General features: G+C 73.4%; 1 protein-coding gene. It reads left to right on the forward strand.

Annotated elements, in window-relative coordinates; all coding sequences use genetic code 11:
* Window positions 1-1,839 (forward strand): AMP-binding protein (locus I0Q12_RS33990; RefSeq protein ID WP_231611484.1); only part of this gene is annotated, 1,839 nt, incomplete at both ends.

A 1,839-nucleotide genomic window follows, 5' to 3' on the forward strand; every position in this document is an offset into this window, starting at 1 on the left:
ACGCCCTGTGGCAGCGGGAGCTGCTCGGCGACCTCGACGACCCGGAGTCGCTGGCCGCCCGGCACCTCGAGCACTGGCGCCGCACCCTCGCCGGCGTCCCGGAGGTGCTGGCGCTGCCCACCGACCGGCCGCGGCCCGCGCAGCAGTCCTTCCACGGCGACACCGTGCACTTCACCGTCCCCGCCGAGGTGCACCGCCGCCTGCAGGACCTGGCCGCCCGGCACGGCGCGACCCTGTTCATGACCGTGCACGCCGCCCTGTCGGTGCTGCTCGCCCGCGTCTCCGGCAGCGACGACATCACGATCGGCACCCCCATCGCCGGCCGCGGCCACCGCGCCCTCGACGACCTGGTCGGCATGTTCGTCAACACCCTGGTGCTGCGCACCCCGGTCACCGGCGCCCTGTCCTTCGCCGACCACCTCGAACGCACCCGCGAGGTCGACCTCGCCGCGTTCGGGCACACCGAGCTGCCGTTCGAGAAGCTCGTCGACGCGCTGGCCCCGGCCCGCGCCCTCGACCACACCCCGCTGTTCCAGGTGGTCCTGGAATTCCAGAACAACGAACGCCCCCACCTGGACCTGCCCGGCCTGACCGTCGAGGCCCTCGACGCCGACCCGCACGTCGCCAAGTTCGACCTGCAGCTGACGATCGGGGAGCAACCCACCACCGGGGTCGCCGAACCCGCGGGCCTGGACGCCGCGTTCACCTACGCCACCGCCCTGTTCGACGCCGACACCGTCACCGCGCTGGTGCAGCGGTTCCTGCGGCTGCTCGACGCGGTCACCACCGACCCGGCCGTGCCCGTCGGCGACATCGACCTGCTCGAACCCGCCGAACACGAACCGGTCGTGCCCCCCGTCCCCGGCTCCGGGCCGACCCTGATGGGCCTGTTCGACCGGGCCGCCGCCACCACCCCCGACGCGGTCGCCGTCACCGGCGTCGACGGGCAGCTCACCTACCGGCAGCTGTCGAGCCACGTGCACCGGCTGGCCCGCGCGTTCGCCGCGCGCGGCGCCGCGCCGGGCACGCTCGTCGCGGTGGCGCTGCCGCGCACCACCCATCTGGTCGCGGTGCTGCTGGCCGTCCTCGACACCGGGGCCGCGTATCTGCCGGTCGACGTGGCGTATCCGCCGGAGCGGCTGGCGTTCATGTTCGACGACGCCCGGCCGGTGTGCGTGGTCACCACCAGCGGATACCGGGAGTCGCTGCCGCGCACCGACATTCCCACGATCCTGCTGGACGACGCGATCATCGCCGCGGAGATCGCGGCGTTGCCGGACACCGCGCTGAGCGAGCGGGAACGCCGCGGCCCGCGCCGCCCCGACCACACCGCCTACGTCATCTACACCTCCGGCTCCACCGGCCGCCCCAAGGGCGTGATGGTGCCGCACCGCACCGTCGTGGCGCTGCTCGACGCCACCGCCCCGCGCTACCGGTTCGACCGGCACGACGTGTGGACGATGTTCCACTCCTACGCGTTCGACTTCTCGGTGTGGGAGATGTGGGGGGCACTGGCCTACGGCGGCCGGCTCGTCGTCGTCGACCACGACACCGCCCGCTCCCCGGACGTGTTCCTGGCGTTGCTGCGCCGCGAACACGTCACCGTGCTCAACCAGACCCCGACCGCGTTCTACCAGCTGGTCGAGGCGGATCGGGCCGCCGCCGACAGCGGCCTGTCGCTGCGCTGGGTGATCTTCGGCGGGGAGGCCCTGGATTTGGCGCAGCTCGAACGCTGGTACCGGCGGCACCCGGACACCGCGCCGACGCTGGTGAACATGTACGGCATCACCGAGACCACGGTGCACGTGACCGCGCTGCCGCTGGACCGGCGGTCCGCGG

This window comes from Rhodococcus sp. CX, assembly GCF_015865005.1.
Lineage (GTDB): Bacteria > Actinomycetota > Actinomycetes > Mycobacteriales > Mycobacteriaceae > Rhodococcus.